This is a genomic window from Gordonia gummivorans, assembly GCF_022513585.1.
Classification (GTDB): domain Bacteria; phylum Actinomycetota; class Actinomycetes; order Mycobacteriales; family Mycobacteriaceae; genus Gordonia.
In genome coordinates this window covers 88,564-110,769 of sequence record NZ_JAKWBF010000019.1, presented here as the reverse complement: position 1 = coordinate 110,769, position 22,206 = coordinate 88,564, and the positions used below count along the sequence as shown (strand labels likewise).

The window sequence follows — 22,206 nt, the reverse complement described above, 5'->3', positions numbered from 1 at the left end:
GCCAAAGTGCGTTCCTTGCCTTCCGCAAATACGTCGCAAACTCTATCTCGACCAATACCTGTACCTGGTCATGGACAGCTACGGCCCCCACAAGAAGGCCGAGGTGAAGGACTGGCCGGCCCACAATCTCTGGTTGACAGTGCATTTCACACCCACCTCCGGGTTCTAGATCACCATGATCAAGGCATGGTTCACCACCACCATCCAACGCCAGGCGATCCACCGCGGCACCTTCACCAGGTTCCCGACCTCGTGCTGCCATCCGTCGATTCGTCACCAACTAGAACAACCCTGCGAACCATTCGTGTGGACCAAACCCGCAAACGAAATTCTCGAAAGAAAGAATCAAACGCAACCGACTTCAAATCCGGACCGCTAAGATTGACTTATCCCTTTGCCCGAAGAAACCCATCAGCAAGTTTGAGGCCCAGTTCGTTGCCCACTGTGAGCACGGCGCGTCCTAGCTCCTCGAAGCCCACTCCCGGGTTCTCCCGAAGGAACTGCCACGTTTCCCCGCTTGAGCTCCAATCGATCTCCGCAGCCTTGTCGGCGGTATAGAGGACCACCTGAGCCGCTGCGACCACGAGAGTCACAACTGCATTCACCTTGGCTGGCCCTTTCGCGACCTCGCCAACCGCATCGACAATCACGGAAGCAATCCCGATCGCGGCTTGGCGGTATTCGCCTATTTGGAGTTGGAGGCCAATTCGGGTTATGTCTGCGGCCAGCGCACCGTTCGTGAAGACGTCGTTGCCGAGGATCGTCCCGACCAGGTTCATCGTGTTGCCGAGGAAGGAATACGCCTGCGAGTTCAGAACATTAGACAGCACCTGCTCGATCTGGGCGATCTTGTACGCCACTTCCGGCTCTGTTGGATCGATTACCGGGGGATTAGTAGGTGGCGGTGGGGTCGCGACAAACTCCCACGTGTCTGGTGTCCCAGTGCCCGGATCGAACGAGTAGTAGTCAACGTGGCTAGTCGCAAAGTGAAGGACCAGATTGTCGTACTGCGGATTACCCGACGGAGGGTTACCGGGCACGTCGATCGTTCGGAGGTCCTGAGTCAGTTCCGGATACCCGAGGGCTTGTGTCGTGATGATGTTGACTCGACCGTCGGGACCGCGAGGCGCTTGCACAGTTACGAACTTGTTTGTCATTGGAAGGGGCTTTTCGATTTCGAGCGTATCACCTGCATCCAACTCGATCTGTTCGAGCGTCTTGGCACCACCTGCCTGCGACCTGTAGATCGTTGCGAGCACAGGATCACCCGTCATGTTCGTGTAGTAGACCGACTCGTTGGGATCGTTGTAGTCGGGATCATAAAAGCCCGCTGCGTATCCCGGCTCCCGCGTCAGCCCTGGGTCGAAGAAGCCCACGAAGGCCACGGCTTCCAGCGCTGAGATCCACTCCGAATTGACGGAACTCGACCCTTCATAGTGCCAGCGAGGCATGTCGTCGAGAGTGAAGTAGACATTGCTGGAGTCACCCGCCGCTGCCGCTTCCCAGGACTCAACCGAGTAGCCGAAATCGAAGATTCCGTCCGGATTCGATGCAAGGGCACCCCCGGTGTATACCTCCACCCCCCGCGGATCAACCTGGTAGCCCGGCTGACCGGGGAGCGGTAGGTCAACGTAGCCCGGGAACGGCGAGAGCCACTCAGCAAATGGATCGTAGACCTCGTCCTCGGCGGCAGCATCGCTTGCCGTCGTCGTGGCCAGCGTCGCCTCCACAGAATACGGCACCACCGACTTCTCCAAGAACGACTGCACCACCGGCTCATCCAGTTCAACGCCGTCTGCTTCGTCGTCCCAGGTGTGCTTCCCGAGCGACCCGGTGGCAACGACCTGTGTCGGGAGCGTCATCCGCTCTCCCGGTCCGAGGATGCCGAGGTAGTCCGAGCCGTCACCTCGCGACCGCCGATTCAGCACACCGAGAACCACCGCGCTCTGGTTCAGCAGGATCAACCCACCCTTGCCCGTTGCGCTGGTGAACGCGCTCAGAATTCCGTCCTTGCCCTCTTTCACCTTGACGGGAAGTGCTGTGATGTAGGCGGTTTCGGACTTGACGTCATCACGGTCAGCGAGCACAGGAGTGACGAGGGGCGCAGCAGGAATCACCGGCGCCGCGACATCGACCGGGCCGGCCACCTTCCGCAGCTTCCGCGGGCCATCCGAGTCGTGCCCATGATCGGGGTCGGAAAGCCCGGGCACCGTGTAGGTCTTGTGCGGGCGAGGAAACACCGAGGGAGTACGACGAGCGGGGGTCGTGACCTCGGTTTGTGTCACGTCGGGCGTGGTCTCGGCAACCTTGGGGGCGGTGGTATTCTCGGCCGGAGTCTCGGACTTGTCGGCCGGTTCGGTCTCTGCCTTCTCACCATCGGGTTCTGCCTCGCCCGAGGGAGAACCGGCATCGTTGTCGGCGTCGTTGTCACCGGCGTCGTCCTTCGTGGGCGAGTCCCCACCCTCGTCCTTCTTCGGCGAATCGCCGTCGTCGTCGGACTTGGACGAATCAGGTTGCGAATCAGCCGAATCCGAGGACGAATCGCTCTCGGAAGACGATCCACTGGGCGAGTCCTCGGCGGCCGAGATGGCCACCGGAGCAACGGCCAACAGCGCGGCCGCGATCCCCGACGACGCCACGATACGGCGGGTACGAGTGAGTTTCCGAACAGACGACTTCGTCATGAAAGACCCCAACAATTCGGTGGAGAAAGGGTTCCCAGGAAATCGGGTGACTCAGAAGTTAGCAGGAACCAGCCAACGACAATGCCCCGAAGATGTCGCCTGTTCAGACCAATTTGCCAAATCGAAAGCCGTTCCCCGCGAACTACTTTCGTCGCCTAACTACAGACCAACCAAATCCGTCCCCCATTTCGGGGACAGACAGGAGTTCGCACGAATGATACCACTCAAGACATCAGACTGGATTATCCAGCCCACACCCATCACCGGTGTCATCCGTGCGAGATCTGAAACCTTTACGGCTGACCTGGATTCAGCTTGATGAAAAGTCCGTCCATCTCGGCGCACAGTCGGTCGCCGTCGTGCAGGGTGCCTTTGAGATACACCTTGCGGCCATCGATCTTGTCGGCCCAGGTGTGACACTGCAGCGGTGTGTTCAACGGCGTGATCGAGCGATACTGCACGGTGAGGTACGCGGTGCGGCTGACGCCCTGGATGGCGACGGCCGACGCGAAGCCGGCGAGGTCGTCGAAGGCGACCGCGATGTGACCGCCATGCGCGGCGTTGTTGCCGCCGAGATGGAAGTCGCGGAATGTGAGGGTGGCGAACACGCCCTCCTCGCTGTAGCTGTCCACCGTGTAGGGCGGCAGCGTGATGTTGCCGCGCGACGGCAGGTCGATGCGGGTGCCGGCCGGCGAATGCCACTCGTCGATCCGGACGGCGGCGAGCTTCGCGTTGATCGCGGCGAGCTCATCGATCAGTTCGTCGGTGAGCCCCTCCTCGGGGCACGCGTAGCGCGCGTTGTCCATGAGCGCGCGCACCTGTTCGCTGAACTCTGCGTATCGCGGGCCGCCACGCGTCGTGGTGATCGCGGTGTGCGCACGGAAGCCTCCCTCGTGGGGATCCTCGACTTCGGCGGGGGCATCGTTCGCGTCGCTCACCGCTCAACCGTATAAGAGGCGCTCAGCCGTCCGTTCCGGGGCCGCGCGAAGGCGCGTCGTCGGGCACGTAGTCCGGCACAAAGCTCGCTGCCGCGCTCCTTCTCGTCGCGAATCTTGATGGCCCGGGCGACGACGAGCGCCACCACGATGGAGACGACGATCCACGCCGCCACCACGACCAGCACGATCGCCCAGGTACTCACGTAGTCCAGGGTGCCAGAAAGAAGTCGTCCGAACAAAGGATTGACGGCTTCACCTGCGGTTTTCCGCGCCCGATACTGGAGCATTAGGGTGAGTTCATGACCGACGCGACCAGCCCGAACCCGTTCGACGCAACCCAGTGGGCGGTGGTCCCCGGTTTCGCCGACCTCACCGACATCACCTATCACCGCCACGTCGGCGAGGGTCGGGCGAACGGCATCGTCCGCATCGCCTTCGACCGCCCGGAGGTCCGCAACGCGTTCCGCCCGCACACCGTCGACGAGCTGTACCGCACCTTCGACCACGCGCGCCGCTCCCCCGACGTCGGCACCATCCTCCTCACCGGCAACGGCCCCAGCCCCAAAGACGGCGGCTGGGCATTCTGCAGCGGCGGCGACCAACGCATCCGCGGACGATCCGGCTACCAGTACTCGACCACCCACGACGACGACGTCGCCGCGGCAACCGCCGACACCGTCGACGAGGCCCGCGTCAAAGCCGAGGGCGGACGCCTGCACATCCTCGAGGTCCAGCGCCTGATCCGCACCATGCCCAAGGTCGTCATCGCCGTCGTCAACGGCTGGGCCGCCGGCGGCGGACACTCCTTGCACGTCGTCTGCGACCTCACCCTCGCCTCGCGCGAGCACGCCCGCTTCAAGCAGACCGACGCCGATGTCGGCTCCTTCGACGCCGGATACGGCAGCGCCTACCTCGCCAAGCAGGTCGGCCAGAAGTTCGCGCGCGAGATCTTCTTCCTCGGCGAGGCCTACGACGCCGAGACCATGCACCGCATGGGCGCGGTCAACCGCGTCGTCGACCACGCCGACCTCGAGCAGACCGCGATCGAATGGGGACGCAAGATCAACGGGAAATCCCCTACCGCACAACGCATGTTGAAGTTCGCCTTCAACCTCACCGACGACGGACTGATGGGCCAACAGGTCTTCGCGGGCGAGGCGACCCGATTGGCGTACATGACCGACGAGGCCGTCGAGGGACGAGATGCGTTCCTGCAGAAACGATCTCCCGACTGGGATGCATTCCCGTACTACTACTGACGAGAACTCACGCCGACGGCGAGTCCGCCGGACGGCCGAACAAAAAGCCCTGCCCGACGTCGAACCCGAGTGACGCCAATTCGGGCAGCAGGGCCGCGTCCTCGACACCTTCGGCCACGGTCTGGATTCCCGCGGCCCGTGCCATGTCGCAAATCGCCTGCACCACAGAGCGATTGATGCCCCCGTCATCGACGAGACGGGCGATCAGCGACCGGTCGACCTTGAGCACGTCCACCGGCAGATCGCGCAGGTAACTCAACGCCGAGAAGCCCGAACCGAGATCGTCGACACAGATGCGACATCCCGCCAAGTGCAACTGCTCGATCGCATCTGCCGCGATCGAATCGAGGTTGATGACCTCGTTCTCGCGAATCTCGATCCAAATCTGTTGCGCGCGAACACCGAACTCGTCGACGAGTCCGACGACGTAGTCGGCGATGCCTTGGTCGTAGAGCTGCTGGGTCGACAAGTTGATACTGATGAACGCGTCCGGACCGTGCCGCGGGGTGATGTCGGTCGCGAGCGCACTCACCGCCTCACGAATCGAGCGCCGCCCAAGTGGCACGATCATCGACGTGCTCTCGGCGACGGTCATGAACACATCCGGCGACACGATTCCCTCGGGAGTTCGCCACCGCAGCAAGGATTCATAGCCCAGGACACGTCGATCCGGCAGATCCACCAGCGGCTGGTAGACCACGAAGAAGTCCTCGTCGTCCGAGAGTTTCATTCGGCAGGCCAGGTCGACATCGCCGCGCACCGACTCGGCGACCGTCGGCCCCGCATACGCCACGATGAACCGGCGACTGAGCGCCGAACACAACGCGGCGTCGGCGTACTCGACGAGGTTGTCCGCCGTCGGCCCCGAAGGCAAATCGGCACCGATCGCCACACCGATGCACGTCTCGATGAAGTAGGTGTGTTCGCGGGTCTCGACCACGTGCGCGCCGAGGATTCCATTTGCCTTCCTAATGAATTCGGCTCTGTCGGGATGGCCGCCGATTCGAATCTGGCACTCCAGCGATGAACGACGCACGAACTCGGCTTCGACTCCGAACCCTCGATAGATCCGGTCGATGACCTGGCCGGCCGCAAAGACCACCGCTTCTCGGCCGTAGGCCGTCACCGCGCAACGCATCGGATCGATCGCGACCGACAGCACGATGTCGTCGCTGTTCCCGACCGTTGCCGTCATGCGGCGGATCATAACCGACCAACCCCTGCAGGCGGGTGCAACCGAGGCTCAACTGCCGGTGCCGCGCAACACTGATCCGACTGTTCGGATCAGGATCTTGACGTCGAGCCACACACTCCAGTTCTCGATGTAGAAGTTGTCGTAGAGCGCACGGTCTTCGATGCTGGTGTCGCCGCGGAGCCCGTGAATGGCCGCCCAACCGGTGAGTCCGACACCAACCCGGTGCCGGTCGCGATAGCTCGGTACGGACGTCTCGAACTGTTCGACGAAGTGCGGCCGCTCGGGGCGTGGCCCGACGAGCGACATGTCCCCGCGCAACACATTCCACAGTTGCGGCAGCTCGTCGAGCGAGGTCTTACGGATGATTCGCCCGACGCGCCCGATCCGATCGGCCTCGCTGGGTTGCCATTCCGCATCGGAAACACCGGCTTCGATGGGTCGCATCGACCGGAACTTGAGGACGTCGAACAGTCGGCCACCGCGGCCGATTCGCTTCTGACGAAAGATGATCGGGGCGTCCGGATCGCTGAGGTAGACGGCGAGAGCGGTCGCCGCGAAGACCGGGCTCAGCAAGAACAGGGCGGTGGCCACCACCACGACGTCGAAGATGCGCTTCACCTTCCACGACCAGGTGCGCAGTGCGTCTCGACGCATCCGGATCAGGGGAATCGTGTGGATTCGATCCATCTCCCACGACAGCGAGACCATCTCGAAAAGCCTAGGCACAAGGAATATCTCGCAGTCCAGTTCGTCGCACTCACGTAACCTGACTTTTATCAATTAGTGCGCAGGTTCGCGGATGGCTCGGAGTGCTTCGTTGAGGTCGTCGGGGATGGGGTCGGCGGCGGTGATGGTGTGCTCGCCGGCTTGGACGGTGATGGTGCGGTAGCGGCGGGCTGTGGTGACGAACTTCTTGATCGACCAGCCGGTGCGGGCTTCGATGATGCGGGTGACGGCGAGGGCAGCGAATACCACTGCGAGGTGCGCGCGGATCGAGTCCTCTTTGCGGTGGAAGATCGGGCGCGCGGCCAGGTCGGATTTCGACATCCGGAAACTCTTCTCGATCCGCCACAGCTCGTGGTAGGTGCCGATCACGAAATCGACTGTGGGCGAATCGATATTGGTGGCATACGCCTTCCACCCGGCCAGGGTGCGGGCTTTGGTCTCCAAGTCGCGGTTCACGCTCTTGGCCGCACCCTTGAGCGTGACGAACCGGTTGCGTTTGACCGGGATCTTGCCCTCGACCGCCTTCTGCGCCTTGGCGATCTGCTCGTCGATACCGCGCAGTGACCGCCGCGCCCGGTCGGCCTTGTACTGGTAGTAGACCACCTGATTACGCCGGTGGCGGGTCTTGGAGGTTGCCGGCCACGGCTGGGTCAAAACCAGCCCGTCAGGGATCTCACGACCGGGATTATTGTTGTGCCACTTACTGATTACGTACGGCACGGTCGGGATCTTCTCACCGAGGATGAACGACAGGCCGGCGTCTTCGATCGCTGTCTTGTTGTCCGCGGAGATCATGCCGGCATCAGCGACGACAGTCACGTTGGTGAGCTGGTGGGCGGTCATGAACGCCCGCAACGTCGGCATCAGTGTCAGCGTTTCGGCTTTGTTGCCCTCGAAAGCCTCCACCATCAGCGGAAACCCGGACGCATCGGTCAACAACCCGACAGTGATCTGTGGTTCAAGGCGGCGCTCTTTGGAGAATCCGGGCTCGCGGAAGCCGTCGGCCTTGTCGGTCTCGAAGTAGAGCGTCGTCACGTCGTAGAGCACCAGGGTGGCCGAGTCGAGGCCGGCATACGCCGCGCACGCCGCAGCCAGTTTCTGCCGCCACACCGGCTCAGCAAACATCGGCAGCCGCCGGTTGAGCGTGGGATACGACATCGGCGCCAGCCCGGCCTCGGCAAGCACCCGCAGCGAGTCGAGCTTGCTGGTCGGCTCCAGGATGCGGGCGATCACCAACTCCTCAAACACCTGGTCACCGCCGGTAGCGCGGGCGAAACCGAGTTCGCGATACACCCCCGACAGCGCCTCGCACAGGTGCGCCATCTTCGACGACGTGATCGGCAACGGCCCACCCGACACCCCGGCCGCCCCGAATCCCAGATCCAGCTCGCCCTGATCGCCAAGGATGCGCTGAGCCGCAACAGCTTTCAACGCCTCGATCGCAGCCTTGTCGTGCGCCGACCCCAGATGCTCAATCGAGCGTGACCCACGTCGCGAGGAATGCACGATCTGGACCGCCGTCGCTCCCGACGCCGTCTTCACCGTCCGCACATACGCCACACCCGTAGCCTACGAACGCCGAATTAGTGCGCAAATCCCAGCCCACGCCAAGCCGTCGCCGCAGGTCAGCGCAATCCCGACCACCAATGTCCGATTCGGTGATAAAAGTCAGGTCCAGTTCGTCGCACTCACGTAATGGTCCCACCAGCCGCGAGTCCGGGAAGCAGCTGAACGAGACGATCACCGCATCGAGATCGTTGGCAATGGCCAACTTTCGGATCTCGGTGACACCCGACTCGATCGGCACACCAGTACCGGACAATTCCGGCATCGGGTCGTCGCTGACCGCCAATACCACGTCCACTCCGAGCTCGGGCTGCTCCAGAGTGCTCTCGATCAACTCGACCGCAACCACGCCGCCACCGACGATGGCAGCACGAAGCCGATTGTGCGACGACGCCCGTCGCCGACGGCGAACCATCGCGTAGTACGCAACCCGAACCACCAGCAAGGCGCCGAACACGATCGTCGCGTAGAGCGCGACCTTTTCATGGCTGACGCCCTGACGGCCGATGGCGAACAACACCCCCGACGTGATCAACGACCACCCGGCCAGCCGCGGCATGTCGTCGAGAGCCGAGAGAGTCAGCCGGGGTCGATAGAAGCCGGCCAGTTCGAGAACGAGTGCCGTGATCGCGGCGCCGAGAAGCCCGAAGGCGACCGGCCACGCACCCGCGAAAACCCAACGCTGGACCCCCGAAGAACTGCTACGCACCCTGGTGGAGGCCGAGATCGCCGCCCGAGACGCCTCCAACATCCGCAACCGCCTCAAAGCCGCCGGGTTCCCCGTCACCAAAACGTTGGAGTCTTTCGATGTGGCCGCCTCATCGATACCGGCGAACACCTTCGCCTACCTGGAATCATTGGAATGGGTACGCGCCCAACATAACCTGGCGATCATCGGGCCCGCCGGCACCGGCAAAGCCACACCCTGATCGGACTCGGGATCGCCTCGGTGCACGCCGGACACAAAGTGCGCTACTTCACCGCCGTCGACCTCGTCGAAACCCTGTATCGCGGCATGGCCGACAACACCGTCGGCAAAATCATCGACACCCTGCTCCGCCAGGACCTCATCATCGTCGATGAAATGGGATTCGCACCGCTGGACGACACCGGAACCCAGCTGTTGTTCCGGCTCGTCGCCGGCGCCTACGAACGCCGCTCCCTGGCCATCGCCTCCCACTGGCCCTTCGAGAAATGGGGCCGGTTCCTACCCGAACACACCACCGCGGTCAGCATCCTCGACCGGCTCCTACACCACGCCACCACCGTCATCACCGACGGTGATTCCTACCGCATGACCCACCGAACGGAGCCCCCAACCACTAAACCAAACCGCACAGGGCGGGGACTTTCACCTGGCCACCAGCGGGGACCTCAACATGGCCATTGACAGATCGTTGCTGTGGGAACAACTAAGGACTTTCGCTTTGCATTGCTTCTCATCCCCCAAGAACTCCAGGCGCACGTGTCACGACGATACCGTTTCGGGGTGCCTTAGCATTTCGCGTTCCACTACTCGAGAAAGAGCCAGTCGATGACCCGCTCGGCCCGCCGCCCTCGCGAAGGCGAAGCTGTCCGCTTTTAGACGCAGTTCACGCTGCACGTGATCTTCAACCACTTGAAGACCACGATGACGATCACCGACCAACAGGTGGTCGTCCATTACCCAAATCAGTTGTTCGGCGTCATCCCAGCGGCTATCTGCAGGACGAGATCCCGCTCCGCCATGTCTCGCAAATCGCCAGTGGCAGTGCGACATCCACGGCGACATCTCGTACGGGCTTATGTGTCTGGCATTCGCGTTCTTCTACTTCTCGAGCAGCGCGATGCTTGGCGTCCTCGCCGTTCTCTTCGGCCTGGTGTGCTCGCGATTGCCATCGCGCTGTTCGTGACCGCGCACTCTAACGGCGTCTTCTTCCATAGCACCGGTACTGGCGTGCTGGCAGCGCGTGGATCGAAATCCGAGCTTCCACAGATCAAACAGTCAGGCGTCGAGATCGGACGGTTGATCTTCACCTGACTGTCATTCAGACAATCGATCAGTGTCAGATCTCGCTCATGCGAGCGGTACGCCTGCCATACTCCCCTGCATCTGTCCGCCACATCGATCAAGCAGGATCCGCCATGCGCGCACCGAGGAACGGCCATGGGTACTGATGCGGACAATAATGCAGTGCATGGTGATTCGAGTAGGCCGTCACGCCTGACACTCGACTGGATGGGCTGGAGCCCAGCGTCGAACTCCTCGACATCGACCGTCATTCAACCGAATGAACGCCCAGAGCAGACAACGCCAGTACCGCTGCCGGCCGACGATCTGCCCACCGAAGACGAGGTGACCACGGTCGTCGATCCGTCGACTGTCATCGGCAACGACAATTCCACGGTGTCGCTCACGAAAGAGACCACCGTCGCGCCCTTCGTCGAAGATCAGCGGACTGAGGCTGTTGTGCGGCCACCGCCCGCGATGCCACCTTCTGCGTCATACCACTATGCCCAGCCGACTCCTTATCCGTCGCCACCGACTGGCTGGCCGCAACCCGCGCCGGCACCCGCGCCTCGGTCGGGTGCACTGATCGGCCTGAGCGCCGCAGCCGTGGTGCTGGTGATCGCCGTAGCCGTCGTCGCGTGGCTGCTGTTCGGCGGCGGGGCCAAGGACGACCAATCGGACCGCAATGCCGCGGGCCAACCGTCGATGCCGGACACGTACACAACGTGCAGCACTCCCCCGAACCTCACCGTCGTATCCACTGCGCTCACCGACGCCGGCCTGGCGGTCACGACGTCGGCGTCGAGTTCGTGCGATACCGGGGATGTGCTGTCGAACTCGGCGACGCGGGTCGTCGTGAATTCGCCGACGGGTCTGGTGGCTGCAGGGAGCTTCGATCTGTCGGTCAAGCCCGTCGGGATTCCGCCGTCGGACGGCCAGCGACGGTCGATCACGTTCACTTTCCCGCCGGGCAGCTTCTACGCGCTGCCTGACACCATCGAGCCGTCTGCCCTCACGACGACTGTCGATACTGTCGGCATGGACAGCGTCCCCCAGGTTCAGTCGGCCACCGAGTACGCCGCTGTCAGCCTAAAACCCGATGCCACCTACGTGCCGGCTGGTGCGAGCCCGGAACAGGCATCGGGGCAGAGCCTTCGGGCGCAGGTCACGCACGATCGGCCGGTGATCCTCGGGAGCGGCAACAACCGATGGCATGCCCAACTCAGCGCCAAACAGCCAGGCCTCTTCACCGACGGTAAGACGTGGCAGTACACCGACATCCTCGACGAGTTCGCAGCCCTGAACGCGCGCTTCGGCGGAACGCGACTCCTCTGGAGCAACGAATGGCCAGTGTTCACCGTGAACAACTGGTGGATCACGGTGACCGAGCAGACCTTTGCGTCGGGCGCCGCGGCCGCCGCCTGGTGCGTGCAGCAAGGCTTCGACCGCGACCACTGCTTCGGCAAGTACATCAGCGACACCTCCTCACCCGAAGGAACCACCGTCTACATCTCGTGAGCCACCACCCCGAAAGGCAGAGACGATGACCGCACCCATCCAAACCCCGCTCGTCATGGGCGAAAGCGTCCGATTTCAAACACAATTCACGCCGCACATGATCCTCACGCACCTCAAGACGACGGTGACCATCACCGATCGCCGCGTGATGGTGCACCGTCCACACCAACTGTTCGGCGTCATCCCCAGCGGCTACCTGCTGGAAGAGGCTCCGCTACGCCATATCTCGAATGTCACCAGTGGCAGTGCGACGTCGACGAGACGCGTCCTGTACGGACTCTCTTCTCTGGGGATGGCACTGTTCTTCTTTTTCAGCAGCTACTCGGAACTCGGTCGGTTCGTGATCGTCCTCGGTCTCATCTTCCTCGTGATCGCCGTGGTCTGTTTCGCGACCGCGCACTCGAACGGCGTTGTGTTCCATAGCACCGGCGGAGGCATTCTCGCCGCGCACGGCGCGAGATCCGAGACGCCACAGATACAACAGACAGCCGTCGAGATCGGGCGGTTGATTTTCTCCTGACGATGGTCATTCACGGAACCTACGTGCAGCCGAATGCCACGCCACCTGCGTTACGGTAAATCTGGCCACCGATTTGTCCACCAGCACAGACGGGGATGTCGTGATGAAATCCAGTTAGCCCTTTGAGATTAGCGTGAGATGCCGAAACGGCGAAGAACACACCCACGTCCTCGTGGTGGGCTCCGCGGGTGGAACCTTCGGTTCGGCTCCCGCCGGACGCACAAAGCTCAGGTATCGATGCCCCGTCGACGGCAAAGAGTTCGTGGCGACGTTCAGGCCACCGCCCGGCCGGGCGCGGCCATTCAAGGTTGAGGCGGTGAGGGATGTCTGAAGTAGATCAGTTAGACACTGAACCTCTCGGCAGCGACGATAAGCGACAGGTCAAGCTCGTAGCGCAACTGCAAGCCGCCGAGAACACCACCGTCGTTGCCTTCGCCAAACAGATGGTCACTGCATGCTTCTCGGCGATCGCAGCGGTCGTCGCACTCAACGAATACAAATCGTCGCAATCCTCGCAGCTCGAACTTCGCCTTCTCGGGGTGTCTGTGGCACTTCTCCTCATCGGCGGCATCGTCGCATCATTGGCGATGGTGACGCAGCGGCTCAAGGTATCTCGCGACAACTTCTCCGAAGTCGACGACGAACTCCGACGGCTGGCGACGACGCGGTTCCAACTGAGCGCCGTTGCCTTGGCACTGTTCAGTGTCGCCGTGGTCATCGCGGCCGCCGTGATTCTTCTTTAGCTACTATCAGCAGTCGACTGCGTGTAGCACGACCAGAGACTGCGCATCGCGAAGATCCGCAACATGAGCAGGTCACTGTCCCTGTCCTTGTACAAGTCCCGGATATGCTGCAACTCATCACGTTCCGTGCGCACCACTGGTTCAATGTGCTCCCAGATCGACATGACCTGTTTATAGGCAGTCGCGGCGCGCTCCGCGTAGGTGCCATACTTCTCCTTGGGTTCCAGGACGGACCTGATCACCTCCAGGAGCTCGTCCTTACGCTTGTCCGCGGGAGGATGGCCATTGTCGTCCGGATCGAAGATGGCATTCAGGCGATCCCTGATGTTGACACCCGCGAGATACAGCACCGGCCCGAGAACGGCGGCAAAAGGTTGGTCGGTGGTCTCGTCGATCACGCACTTGGTCATGGCGGCACCGACCGCGTCGGCTTCATACTCCACTTCAGGCTCGACAACGCCATCGGATCCCATGTGATGCGACGCCAGATCGTCACTCAGCAGGTGCCCATACTCGTGGCTCAGGATGAAGGCGATGATCGCGTGACAGGTTGCGTCCACCAGCGGCTTCAGGTTCTCCAATCCGGGCGGCAGTTTGCGTGCCGAGACGTCGAGAGACGAGTCGGCGATCGACTGCGAGGCGGCGATATCGCACAGTATCTGTGCCGTCGCCGGGCTCGACATCCCGAACGTCTCATAGTGGTCGAACTCCAGCAGGCTCATCACACCGACTTGCGCCAATCTCGCCGCAAACTCGAATGTGCCGTTCTCGACGACGATCACGGTGTGATCCTTCGGCGGCACCGCGTCGTCGGGCGCTGTCTGAATGACGGCGACGGGCTGGCCGGTCGCGAGAGTGCCCACAGCCGGAACCGAATTCAGTGACCATGACTGAGCACTCTTGATCGTTCGTTCGATCCGGCCGCACAACTTGGCCAAGCCCCAAGCGATTCCGGGCGGTTCGTACTGAGACCATTGCGTCGGATCGTCGAGGCGGTACTGATGGAGCAGATTGTCGACCTGTTGGCGGATCTCGTCCTCCGCTTCCGGGCTGGTCGTTTCTGCGAACAGCTTGGTGAAGTCAATCTCACCCAGGTTCGACGGTATTGTCGCCGGAAGTGCGGCACTCACACGATCCTGGAACAGCTTTCTCCGAAGGTCTTCTCGATGGTTGAAGGGTGTCGCCTCCCAGTTATGACGCTGGTCCTCCTGAAGTGCCTCGAGGGCCTGAATAGCACCAGGCGGTCGCGGTTCCCACTCGGCTTGCTGCGAATGTGCACTTGATCCGGATACCAAGTCCCGGCGCATGGCTTCTCCCGTCCTTGACGCCGAAACCACCCTCCCAACTCTTCGAGCGCCTGTAACGAGTAGCCGACTACTCGATCTGGCGATGCGCCAACTGAGCACTACGTGGATATGCTCAGTCGTCGGCGGTCCGTTCCATTGCCCGACGCATGGCCTTCTCCTCGCGAATGCGAATCAGCTGCGCGTGCAACGGGTTCGATTCCTTGACGACGATCACGACGCGCACCATGCCGTTGACGGCGACGGCGGATCGGACGGTCTGGATCTTCCAGCCGAGCTCGCGGCCGACGCGCCGGCCGATCGAGCGAACCCGGTCGACGTCGGCTTCGGGGCATGTGATGTCGAAGCTGCCGATCTCGCGCAGGCCGTCCTCGATGTCGGACGCCAGAAGCGCCTCGTCGTACTCGGCCATCGCACCAGCCCCCCCAACCCACTGAACATGCCGTCGGGCAATCGTATGCACAGACTCGGCAAGTTCGCGTCCTTGACGGAGACCCGTCCCTCGAACAGGGGACGCGGCCGTCTCGGTCGACGCGAGATACTGAGTGGCGGCGAAACCCCTGCGTAACTGGCTGAAGGCGGCCCGGATGACACTCGAACTCCAAGTCCGCGAGAGTGCACTCGCACAAGCGACCATCGAGTGGGTGCAGGCGCGGCTCTACACGATGTGCGTGCCGACGAATACCGCGGCGGTCACGGTCGACCACCTGGATACCGTTCCGGGATCTGTCGCCTTCTCCAACAACGCCGCAGGCGGAGTGGATCTTCGACTGACGGTCTCCATATTTGCTATCACACAGGCAGATCTCGTCGCACACCCGAACTCCGCGCCCACCGGCGCAACGACCGCCGCAACCCAGACCGAAATCCTCATTCAACTCGGGATCAAGAACCAGGCGCTGACCATCGTCAAAGCTGGTTCGGTACCGGCCGCGAGTGGGCTTCCACCGGCTGTGCGAGATCGGATCAAGCAGCGCGTCGACAACGCACTTACGCCACTCAACGGCATGGTTCTCCTCGACTGCTCACCGATCATCAGCGCGCTCGGCGCATACGTCGACGCGTCGCCCGACCTCGGTCGCGGGAACGGTGTTGTCGCACTGCGATTCGGCTCGTCGGGTGAGGTCGTGTCCCATCTCGGCGCCAGTCAAACGTGGGGTGTCTTCCTCGACGCCGACGAGGTCGTCGGGCTCCTGAAGCGCCAGATCCCGCCCGACTTGCCGGTTGCGGTGAGCGTCCGGTGGCACGGCGAGGGCCCGACACCGGCAATTGTCGCTACAACGACCATCGACCTGCGCGCACTGGACCTGATCGAAGTCGCCAGTGCCGCGGCCACCATTGCGGCCGGACCATCCTTCATACTTCCTGCCACCCTGCGGATTTCGGGACACTGGGACATCGATCTCAGCGGGATCGCGGCGCCCTTCGAGGCGATCGTCACCAAGTACGCCCGCGGCGAGATGCGGCGAATGTTCCCGTTTGTCAATCACAACAACCAGGAGTTCTGGTACGACATCACCCTTCCGTCGCTCCCGTCCATCCTGGGCGCTCAACCGCGCTGGGCGGGGATCTCCTCGAGCCCAGCGGGAATGACGATCGGCGGACCGGTGACCCCTGCACCGCAGGGCAATCGGGGCACGATTGACCCGACGATCTTCCACTTCGGAAAACCCACCTGGTGGGGGCACTGCCGCGCACTGGCCCGCGGCGGAAGTGGCTTGCCGCCCACACATTTCGAACCGACGAACCCGCGGGTGCGCGTCCAAGCCGGCGTCAACCTCGCCGACGCCGGTGCACTCTGCGGCGCGGAAGTCCTTTCCCCCAATAACTGGCTGGGGATGGATGCCGATGCAAACGGCGTCGGATTCGATCTCACCGTCGGACAAGCGCGCAAGATCACCGACAACGTGCAGGTCATCGTCCGCACCGCACGCGGTGTGCGCTTCTTCGATCTCGGCACACCCGTCATCCAGAACAAGCGCGGCGGCGAAGGCCTCGACGTACAGGTCAACTGGTTCGACGACTGCCTCCGGCTCTCCGGCGTGTGGCTCAAACTTGTTCTGGGCGAGGCAATCACCATCGACGACTTCAAGCCGCCGCCGCTCGAGGACCCCAACTGGATCGTGTGGTTTCACGCGCCCCTCGGCCTCAACATTCACCTCCTGTCGATCGTTGACCTCGATCCTGACGAGGTGGTCATCGTCAGCGGGTTGAACCTGCGCATTCAGGTCGGCCCCGACAGCAGCGGTGTCGCACACGTTCCCGCTGTGGCGGCCTTGGCCGACGGGATGCACGATGTCGTCGCACAACTTCGATCACGACAGAGTTTCAGCGGTGCGATCCGCGTCCAGACCGCGGAATTCACGTGGTTGGCCGAAGTTGGTCCTGCCGAGGCAGCGGCAATTCGCGACGAACGGGGTGTGGCCTACGTCGGGCGAATCATCGACGGCGAGTTGATCTCCGAGGCCTACCGTCCCGACGCGGACGAGATGTTCGAGCAGATCGGGGCAGGCGACGTGGACCTCAATCCGCAACCGCTGCCACCCCATGACCCCGGGGCCATGGAACTCGCGGAGGCGGCCGGATTCGGCGACGCTCTTTATGCGCACTTCCTGCCGGGATTCGAGGCGCGCGATCGCGTCGCACTGGTCACGATGAGTGAAAGCGACACACGGATCGTCTCCGACGGGCCCGATGGGCCACGCGAATCCGGACGATACGAGGGCCCACCCGCGGGTATGCAGGTCGACGGCGGGTATGCGATTGCGAGGAGTGGCGATGCGATCCAGCTCTATGCCGTCGAACGGCCGTACGTCGTAACGCTCAAACCGAGATAGCGGGATTTGTGCACCTCGCAGCGTTTCCGGCGAGCGGAAAAAGTCTCTTCCACAAGTTCGGCCAAATGCCTTGCGAACATCTGTGCGAACGTGTACCTTCGAACTTGCATTCGATAGGCGGGGATCGGGGGTGAATATCGGATGACCAAAACTTTCGGCGGCACGTCACGCGCAGCGGAGTTGGTGGCGCAGGTCCATGCCCTGCTCGACGAGCTGGTCGAGGCCGATCTGACCGCCTGCACCGACGACGAACTGGTCGAGGTTGCCGCCGCCCACGAACAGGCGCTGGCCCGCATGACTTATGCCGGGGACCGGCAGCTGGTCGAGGTGTCGGATCGAGATCTGCCCCACCGCATGGGATATCGCAGCCCCACCAACTTCTTCAACGCCCGCCTGCGCGTGTCCGATCCCGGTCGACGCCGCGCCCAGATGGCCGTCACCGCGACCTTCCGCCAGCCGACCGGCGAAGAACGCGAACCCCGCTTCCCCGTGGTGGCCGAAGCGTTCGCCGAGGGCAGCATCGGACACGGACATATCCGCGCCGTGCTCGACACGCTTGATCAGATCCCGCACACCACCCCGCACGATGTGCAGGTCGCGGCTGAGCGGCAGATGGTCGACATCGCCAAAGAACACACCCCCAACGACATCGCCACCGCCGGACAACGCCTCCTCGGTCACCTCGACCCCGACGGCACCCTGACCGACGACGCCGACCGCGCGCGGCGCCGCAACCTGTGGATGAACAAGCAACGCGCCGACGGCACGTCCAAGCTCACCGGCACCCTCGATCCCGTTCTCGCCAACCGATTTGCGACGATGTTGGCCGCGTGGGCGCAGCCCGGGATGAACAACCCACAGGACCCCGAGTCTCCGTCGGGGTCCTACGAAGACGCGAATCCCAACGTGGTGGCCGCGGCCGCTCTGCGGGACGGGCGGTCGGTGGCCCAGTGCAACCACGATGCGCTCAACGCCCTGTTGAAAGCGGTGCTGGAAGACGGTCTGCTCGGCAAGACCCATCGCGGGTTGCCGATCCAGCTGATCGTCAAAGCCAACTTGGAGGATTTGGTCCGGGGGTCCGGGGTGGCGACCACCGCCACCGGTGGGGTCATCCCTATCTCTGAACTGATCGGCATGGCCGGACAGGTGCAGCCGTGGCTGGCGATCTTCGATGGCGCCAAGCCCGAACCGCTGTTCTTGGGGCAGGGTAAACGGTTGGCCTCCATGGCCCAACGGTTGGCGTCGTTTGCTCGCATCGGCGGGGAACGGTGTTCGGCACCGGACTGTGATCAACCGGCCACCCACGTCGAAATACACCACGCCAAACTGGATTTCGCGTTGGGCGGCAACACCGACATCACCGAACTGTACCCGGCTTGCCCACCGCATAACCGGCGAGTCGGGCCCAAACCGGGCCAGTTCACCACCTGGATCATCGAGGACGGACCCGACGCCGGACGGTGCGCGTGGCGACTCAACACCCACCCCGGCGCACCACCCAACCCCGACCGCATCAACCGCTTCCCCGACATCGCCGCCGGATTCACCGCACACCTCAACAGGGTGCGTGCGGAAATCCACGGCCCGCCGGACGACGGTGACACACAGGCAACCGAGGACAATGTCGTCGGGCACTTCCAGCTGCTCGAAAACGCCCGCACGCGAAACGAACTCGCCCGACTCCAACTCCGACAAACCATCAACCCGGAGTCGGTGATCGAGCGTCGATTCGTCGGGATGCTGGAAGAGCATCTCGGGCTTGGGTCGTAGGGTCGCGTTAGTGATCTCGACACGGTGCCTCGCTCCGCTCGGTACCGGCTCGATCAGCGGTGGGGTCGGCCCGGGTAGGCGGGCGCGTTAGTGATCTCGACACGACGCCTCGCCTAGCGGCTCGGAGTCGGCTCGATCAGCGGGGGTGGCTCGATCAGCGTGGGGGCTCGGTTAACTGGCTGACCGCTTCCGCCATGCCGTCACACCTGCGATCACGAAGGCGATGGCGGACAACAGGTCTGACTCGGTCAGACCATGCTCGAGGTTGATGCTGTACAGAATCCTGCCCTCGAGGGGCCCGTTCCAGAAGAGCCAAGCGATACCGAGCGCTGTGAGGATCGCCGCGGCGGGGTAACTCGGGCGTGCCAGACACCAAGCACCGGTGACGACCAGCAGATTGAGCAGCACGATCGCGTGGAACAGGTCGGGATGGTGCAGCACGGGTGGAGACACTGGGCCAGTATGCCGAACGGGCGCGTGGTGTGACCCTTCGAGGCTCGTCGACTTCGAGACGCTCCATGCTCGTACCTCGCAGGGGGCTCCTCAGCCCGGCGGCTTGCGCTCCTCGCACCTCAGGGAGCGGGACCGGCTCAGCTCAGTGAGCGGAGCGGGAGATCATCAGAAGCGGTCGCCGCCAGGAGAGTCGCGGAACCCGGAATTCCCAGGCAGGCCTGCTCGGTGACGACTTGCGTTCGACGGCAATCCACACGGTCGCGGCGGCCATCGCCGGCAACTGCAGGGCGCCAAGTGCGAGAGTCACCGACATCAACGCCCAACACGAACCGACGCACCACATCGCGTGGCGAGCACCATATCTCAGCGCACCCCGGTCCGCATCGCCACCAAATGCGGCGACGACCGGACGTTGGTGACAACGGTTGAGGCACCGCTGTTTTGCCGGCGAGAATTGCCAGACTGCAGCCACGACGATCAGCAGGTAGACCAGGCCGGCCTGATCGATGTTGCGAAAGTGCAGCAAAACCAACATCAGGACCAGGCATGCGGCTGTCCATACCGAGGTGTACGCGAACAGAAACAGCGCCATCGACCGAAGTCGACGCTTCGGGAAGCTCCGAGCCCGCAGATGAGCAACGGGAGCGGCCAGGAGCGGGAACATCATCGCGACGATCATCACAACCGCCATCACGATCATGCCGACGACGGTGCGCCCGAACTCAGACACGGGAACCGCATGCATCGCCATCGAATCGGCGGGAGCCATGGTCGCCGCGTCGTGTGCATGGGCGTGCGAGCCCATCCCAACGCCGAAGCTCACCCCGAACGCGCCGGCGATCAACTCCAGCCACGCCACCGCTGCGGCAATCCAGAACGGAACGCGGATGCGGCGTCGCTGAATTGCAGCCAGCGTCGTCATGGTCAGTGACTTTGTCGATAGATACCGATCCGGCCGATCTGCACATCGGACGCGGCGTCGAGTTGATTGACCGGAACCACGCGGACCGTCAACGCGTGGAGGTCGTCGTCGGCGAGATGGAGATTCTCGACGATGTCGGTGATGTCGAGGACCGCGGTCATGCCGTCGTTGTCGGGGGTATCGCCCATCTCGCTGTCCGGCGCGGCACCGAAGAGCGCGACGCTGCCGGCGACCTGCTCATCACCGTTCGGGTCACCCACATACACCCGCAGAATCGGCCCGTCGTGCGCCGCGGTCAGATTCTCGAGGTTGAGGTAGACGCGGTCGGGTCGGGTTGGCGCATCCATGGGCAGCACACTCGGCGTGACGGTTCGTCGGGCGTCGGGATCCAACTGAACGCTGGCTGTCGCTTCGCCACCCACCACGGACATCGGTTCTTGCGTTGCGCCGATGAGTTCGGCGCTGCCGGGCGTCCTCGGCTGAGACATGGTGGGTTCGCCGTCCTGTCCGTTGTCTTGGATTGCGAGAAGGACGTTCATTCGCGCCGGACTCCGCACCGCGATTCCGTCGGTGTAGTTGTCATAGCCGTACCCCAGTGCGGCGAGATCGCTCATCTGCTCCGGGGTGAAGGTCCACGTCTGCGGAGGTTGTCCGTCCTCGGCGGGAGGAAGCGGCAGCGTGAACGCCGGGCCGCCGGTTGCTGTCGGGCCGTCGAGCCAGCTGTTGTCGGTGGGATCGGAATGGACCGGAGGCGTCCGACGCCGCCACGTCTCCCACAGGCGGTCGATGTTCGCGTGGTGGAGCCAGAAGATCGGATCGAGACCCGCTGTCGCCGGATTACTCATGAGACCCGGAGTATCCAGGCCGCCGATGAGCACGTGGATCAGATCATGTGGGTTCGATTCGAGTTCACCGTGCGGCGCCCGGTGATGGAACGACCCCGTATCGGAGCCGCCGAAACCGATCGCACCGCCGTCGGCGGCCACCGAGAACAGCGGATTGTCCAGAGCGTCAAGGTTTATGTCGAGGTCCGGGATCGGGTCGTCGAGCGGAATCACGACCACCCCATCACCATTACGGCCAAAACGTGCCGACACGAACAATGGATTGTTGGCGCCATCCGGCCACGACGCGGAGGCAAACGCCGGGGGGATCGCCTGTTCGCCCATCGCGAAGTAATTCCAATACGGCAGCGTCCACTCTCTGGGTCCGCCGAGCGCGATCACCTCGGCGCGCACCGCCGCCTCGAACGCGATCAAGTAGCCCCGATGCCACGGCAGGAAATACCAACTCCCGTGCCAACACTGCTTCCAGAAATCCTTCTGGACGCTTTGCGATGGCAGCGAATCTTGTTGCGGATCAAAGTATCCGAACCCCTGCCACTTCACCGGATCGAACCCGTGCATCGCGGCAAAGAATCGCCAACTCAACGGATCGTCGAGAGGCCGTTCCATCATCGCGGCCACACCGCGTGCGTACCAGAGAATGTCGTCGGCCCAGGGATTTCCGAGCTCCCAGACGTTGCGTCTCGCCAATGCGGTCCCGACCATCGCAGCGCTCCTCGCTGTCGGCCCCCATTCAGCAGATTATTCTAGCGAGGCTTTCGGCGGTTTGGCGTCACGATTGGAAAACTACGGTGCGGGTTGCGACATTGCTTTGTGCCGGTTGATGTTTGGCGCGAGAACGGAATGGATCACAAATCAGTTGATGTATGGGATTGCTTCGAGCCGATGAATTCGCTTGGTGGTGGTTGCGGACATGGTTGGGTCGCGTGTGGTCTC

Annotated in this window: 18 protein-coding genes and 2 pseudogenes; 8 read left to right on the top strand and 12 right to left on the bottom strand. The window is 63.0% G+C overall.

What is annotated here, in order from left to right; all coding sequences use genetic code 11:
* Window positions 1–386: 386 nt before the first annotated feature.
* From MKW15_RS15180 to MKW15_RS15170, 3 genes are all read right to left on the bottom strand, one after another.
* Complete coding sequence (locus MKW15_RS15180; RefSeq protein WP_240859697.1) at window positions 387–2,594, bottom strand: hypothetical protein; 2,208 nt, start codon at window positions 2,592–2,594, stop codon at window positions 387–389.
* A 383-nt stretch (window positions 2,595–2,977) separates the two neighbouring features.
* Window positions 2,978–3,622 carry a PaaI family thioesterase gene (locus tag MKW15_RS15175; RefSeq protein WP_240859695.1) on the bottom strand — a complete coding sequence of 215 codons (645 nt, stop codon included), beginning with the start codon at window positions 3,620–3,622 and terminating at the stop codon, window positions 2,978–2,980.
* Entirely contained in the window at window positions 3,619–3,825 is a 207-nt protein-coding gene (locus MKW15_RS15170; protein ID WP_240859693.1) for a hypothetical protein, read from the bottom strand. Before MKW15_RS15170 ends, MKW15_RS15175 begins: the two co-directional genes overlap by 4 nt.
* Before the next feature lie 96 nt (window positions 3,826–3,921).
* Here MKW15_RS15170 and MKW15_RS15165 point away from each other — a divergent pair, with 96 nt between their 5' ends.
* Window positions 3,922–4,881 carry a 1,4-dihydroxy-2-naphthoyl-CoA synthase gene (locus MKW15_RS15165; RefSeq protein ID WP_240859692.1) on the top strand — a complete coding sequence of 320 codons (960 nt, stop codon included), beginning with the start codon at window positions 3,922–3,924 and terminating at the stop codon, window positions 4,879–4,881.
* A 7-nt stretch (window positions 4,882–4,888) separates the two neighbouring features.
* Here MKW15_RS15165 and MKW15_RS15160 read toward each other — a convergent pair whose 3' ends face one another.
* From MKW15_RS15160 to MKW15_RS15145, 4 genes and pseudogenes are all read right to left on the bottom strand, one after another.
* Window positions 4,889–6,076 carry an EAL domain-containing protein gene (locus tag MKW15_RS15160; protein ID WP_240859690.1) on the bottom strand — a complete coding sequence of 396 codons (1,188 nt, stop codon included), beginning with the start codon at window positions 6,074–6,076 and terminating at the stop codon, window positions 4,889–4,891.
* Window positions 6,077–6,124: 48 nt separating this feature from the next.
* A pseudogene (locus MKW15_RS15155) lies at window positions 6,125–6,841 on the bottom strand (exopolysaccharide biosynthesis polyprenyl glycosylphosphotransferase); the annotation flags it as partial.
* A 15-nt stretch (window positions 6,842–6,856) separates the two neighbouring features.
* A complete protein-coding gene (locus MKW15_RS15150; protein WP_240859687.1) occupies window positions 6,857–8,362 on the bottom strand; it encodes an IS1634 family transposase in 1,506 nt (501 codons plus the stop codon).
* Window positions 8,274–9,119 carry a nucleoside-diphosphate sugar epimerase/dehydratase gene (locus MKW15_RS15145; RefSeq protein WP_374247249.1) on the bottom strand — a complete coding sequence of 282 codons (846 nt, stop codon included), beginning with the start codon at window positions 9,117–9,119 and terminating at the stop codon, window positions 8,274–8,276. The genes MKW15_RS15150 and MKW15_RS15145 overlap by 89 nt, the downstream gene beginning before the upstream one ends.
* Here MKW15_RS15145 and istB point away from each other — a divergent pair.
* The 5 genes and pseudogenes from istB to MKW15_RS15120 form a co-directional block, all read left to right on the top strand.
* Window positions 9,037–9,689 (top strand): annotated as a pseudogene (gene istB, locus MKW15_RS15140) (IS21-like element helper ATPase IstB); the annotation flags it as partial. The gene MKW15_RS15145 and the pseudogene istB overlap by 83 nt on opposite strands.
* Window positions 9,690–9,998: 309 nt before the next feature.
* Window positions 9,999–10,388, top strand: coding sequence for a hypothetical protein (locus MKW15_RS15135; protein ID WP_240859683.1), 390 nt, complete (start codon window positions 9,999–10,001; stop codon window positions 10,386–10,388).
* 198 nt (window positions 10,389–10,586) lie between these two features.
* Window positions 10,587–11,876 (top strand): hypothetical protein, encoded by a 1,290-nt coding sequence (locus MKW15_RS15130; RefSeq protein ID WP_240859681.1) that lies wholly within the window; start codon window positions 10,587–10,589, stop codon window positions 11,874–11,876.
* A gap of 25 nt (window positions 11,877–11,901) precedes the next feature.
* Window positions 11,902–12,396 carry a hypothetical protein gene (locus tag MKW15_RS15125; protein WP_240859680.1) on the top strand — a complete coding sequence of 165 codons (495 nt, stop codon included), beginning with the start codon at window positions 11,902–11,904 and terminating at the stop codon, window positions 12,394–12,396.
* Between the two features lie 323 nt (window positions 12,397–12,719).
* A complete protein-coding gene (locus MKW15_RS15120; RefSeq protein ID WP_240859679.1) occupies window positions 12,720–13,139 on the top strand; it encodes a hypothetical protein in 420 nt (139 codons plus the stop codon).
* Here MKW15_RS15120 and MKW15_RS15115 read toward each other — a convergent pair.
* Both MKW15_RS15115 and MKW15_RS15110 read right to left on the bottom strand, forming a co-directional pair.
* Entirely contained in the window at window positions 13,136–14,269 is a 1,134-nt protein-coding gene (locus MKW15_RS15115) for a hypothetical protein (RefSeq protein WP_240859678.1), read from the bottom strand. The genes MKW15_RS15120 and MKW15_RS15115 overlap by 4 nt on opposite strands.
* Window positions 14,270–14,558: 289 nt before the next feature.
* Complete coding sequence (locus tag MKW15_RS15110; RefSeq protein WP_240859677.1) at window positions 14,559–14,855, bottom strand: hypothetical protein; 297 nt, start codon at window positions 14,853–14,855, stop codon at window positions 14,559–14,561.
* Window positions 14,856–15,030: 175 nt separating this feature from the next.
* On the opposite strand from MKW15_RS15110, the gene MKW15_RS15105 reads away from it, so the two are divergent.
* Together MKW15_RS15105 and MKW15_RS15100 are read left to right on the top strand one after the other, a co-directional pair.
* Window positions 15,031–17,280, top strand: coding sequence for a hypothetical protein (locus tag MKW15_RS15105; protein ID WP_240859676.1), 2,250 nt, complete (start codon window positions 15,031–15,033; stop codon window positions 17,278–17,280).
* 141 nt (window positions 17,281–17,421) lie between these two features.
* A complete protein-coding gene (locus MKW15_RS15100) occupies window positions 17,422–19,050 on the top strand; it encodes an HNH endonuclease signature motif containing protein (RefSeq protein ID WP_240859675.1) in 1,629 nt (542 codons plus the stop codon).
* Between the two features lie 171 nt (window positions 19,051–19,221).
* Here MKW15_RS15100 and MKW15_RS15095 read toward each other — a convergent pair whose 3' ends face one another.
* The 3 genes from MKW15_RS15095 to MKW15_RS15085 all read right to left on the bottom strand — a co-directional run bounded on the left by MKW15_RS15095 (window position 19,222) and on the right by MKW15_RS15085 (window position 21,975).
* Window positions 19,222–19,503 (bottom strand): hypothetical protein, encoded by a 282-nt coding sequence (locus tag MKW15_RS15095; RefSeq protein WP_308221056.1) that lies wholly within the window; start codon window positions 19,501–19,503, stop codon window positions 19,222–19,224.
* Between the two features lie 142 nt (window positions 19,504–19,645).
* Window positions 19,646–20,425 (bottom strand): DUF2182 domain-containing protein, encoded by a 780-nt coding sequence (locus MKW15_RS15090; RefSeq protein ID WP_240859674.1) that lies wholly within the window; start codon window positions 20,423–20,425, stop codon window positions 19,646–19,648.
* A 2-nt stretch (window positions 20,426–20,427) separates the two neighbouring features.
* Window positions 20,428–21,975 carry a tyrosinase family protein gene (locus MKW15_RS15085; RefSeq protein WP_240859672.1) on the bottom strand — a complete coding sequence of 516 codons (1,548 nt, stop codon included), beginning with the start codon at window positions 21,973–21,975 and terminating at the stop codon, window positions 20,428–20,430.
* Window positions 21,976–22,206: the final 231 nt, after the last annotated feature.

Bases quoted from the DNA above. Each gene is read 5' to 3' on its own strand.
- MKW15_RS15165 (WP_240859692.1), top strand. From the start codon at position 3,922: ATGACCGACGCGACCAGCCCGAACCCGTTCGACGCAACCCAGTGGGCG.
- MKW15_RS15160 (WP_240859690.1), bottom strand. From the start codon at position 6,076: ATGACGGCAACGGTCGGGAACAGCGACGACATCGTGCTGTCGGTCGCG.
- MKW15_RS15145 (WP_374247249.1), bottom strand. From the start codon at position 9,119: ATGTTGGAGGCGTCTCGGGCGGCGATCTCGGCCTCCACCAGGGTGCGT.
- MKW15_RS15135 (WP_240859683.1), top strand. From the start codon at position 9,999: ATGACGATCACCGACCAACAGGTGGTCGTCCATTACCCAAATCAGTTG.
- MKW15_RS15130 (WP_240859681.1), top strand. From the start codon at position 10,587: ATGGGCTGGAGCCCAGCGTCGAACTCCTCGACATCGACCGTCATTCAA.
- MKW15_RS15125 (WP_240859680.1), top strand. From the start codon at position 11,902: ATGACCGCACCCATCCAAACCCCGCTCGTCATGGGCGAAAGCGTCCGA.
- MKW15_RS15120 (WP_240859679.1), top strand. From the start codon at position 12,720: ATGTCTGAAGTAGATCAGTTAGACACTGAACCTCTCGGCAGCGACGAT.
- MKW15_RS15110 (WP_240859677.1), bottom strand. From the start codon at position 14,855: ATGGCCGAGTACGACGAGGCGCTTCTGGCGTCCGACATCGAGGACGGC.
- MKW15_RS15105 (WP_240859676.1), top strand. From the start codon at position 15,031: ATGACACTCGAACTCCAAGTCCGCGAGAGTGCACTCGCACAAGCGACC.
- MKW15_RS15100 (WP_240859675.1), top strand. From the start codon at position 17,422: ATGACCAAAACTTTCGGCGGCACGTCACGCGCAGCGGAGTTGGTGGCG.
- MKW15_RS15090 (WP_240859674.1), bottom strand. From the start codon at position 20,425: ATGACGACGCTGGCTGCAATTCAGCGACGCCGCATCCGCGTTCCGTTC.
- MKW15_RS15085 (WP_240859672.1), bottom strand. From the start codon at position 21,975: ATGGTCGGGACCGCATTGGCGAGACGCAACGTCTGGGAGCTCGGAAAT.